We start from the raw sequence: 1,176 nt of genomic DNA on the forward strand, positions 1-1,176 counted from the left end.
GCGAGTGAAAACCAATTGAGTGGAGTCGGCGGAGTGACGGCTCTCTCGGGCGAAATAAGGGAGCGTGCGACCGCGTCCGGGAGAGACGGCACGCAGCCGGCGGAGCGAGATAGGTTGAAACCGCGGAGAGGTGAAGAATCTCAATCAGGTTGTCAACAGCGCCGAAGGCTCCTACGGCCGGTTCCGTCCGGCCGCGACTGAGACTCAGCAAGCGGCACCGAGACGCTCTGCGTCGGCGAGCGAGTCCGAGGAGAGCTCGGATGGTTGACTCGATACGTGAACCTTGAGCAGCCCGGCCCACTGGATATCGACGCGTTGACGGCCTTCTTGAGCGAGGTCGATCTAACGCTCAGCGGCCTGACCGCGCCAAGCGTACGGTTGTGGGTCGAGCGTGACGAGAGGGGCGCGATCGTCGGCAGCACGGGGTACGAGATCAGCGGGGATGGTCAGCACGCCCTCATCCGGAGCGTCGCAGTTAGCCCGGCGCAACGCGCGCGTGGCCGAGGAAGCGCCCTTGCAAGCTTCGCCCTCGAGCGCGCGGTCGAGGAGGGCGCCAGCAGGGCCTGGCTGTTCAGTCGCCGGTCGGGACCGTTCTGGCAGAGCTTAGGTTTCGAGCCCGCTGACCGCGAAGAGCTCGCTGGGGCCCTGCCAGACACCCACCAGGTGCGACTGTTCCAGCAGACGGGGCAGCTAGGTCGTGAGGTCGCCTGGTCACGCTCCCTCGCCGCGGTTGACCCCGTTCACGCCGCGACTGCCGTTGTGTGAGGCGCAATCGAGACGGGATGGGTATGCGTATAGGTGCGATCGTCTCGGAACATCGCCCAGATGACGTCGAGGCGGCGCCGCGCGAGGGCGAGGATGGCCTGTTTGTGCGACTTCCCCTCGGCGCGTTTGCGGTCGTAGAAGACTCGCGACTCGGTCTTTTGCTGCACGCTGACCATCGCCGCGAGGTAGCAGGCGCGCAGGAGGCGACGGTCGTATCGGCGTGGTCGGTGGCGGTTGCTGCTGATCTTTCCGGAGTCACGCGGTGCCGGGGCGAGGCCGGCAACGCCGGCGAGCCGGTCGGCGCTGACGTACACGCTGAGGTCAGCGCCGGTCGATGCGAGGAACTCGGCCGCGAGCAGCGGACCGAAGCCCGGCATCGAGCGCAAGAGCTCAGCGGCACGGCTGGTCTCG

Annotated in this window: 2 protein-coding genes; one reads left to right on the plus strand and one right to left on the minus strand. The window is 67.0% G+C overall.

What is annotated here, in order from left to right:
* The first annotated feature begins 276 nt into the window (after positions 1–276).
* Positions 277–765 carry a GNAT family N-acetyltransferase gene (locus C5C71_RS17105; RefSeq protein ID WP_181065758.1) on the plus strand — a complete coding sequence of 163 codons (489 nt, stop codon included), beginning with the start codon at positions 277–279 and terminating at the stop codon, positions 763–765.
* On the opposite strand, the gene C5C71_RS17110 is transcribed toward C5C71_RS17105, so the two are convergent.
* On the minus strand, positions 741–1,176 hold a 436-nt coding region (locus C5C71_RS17110), incomplete at its 5' end, for a transposase (protein ID WP_258068767.1). The two genes, C5C71_RS17105 and C5C71_RS17110, sit on opposite strands and share 25 nt — an antisense overlap.

Origin of the sequence: Rathayibacter sp. AY1C1, assembly GCF_002932105.1 — a bacterium.
GTDB lineage: Bacteria > Actinomycetota > Actinomycetes > Actinomycetales > Microbacteriaceae > Rathayibacter.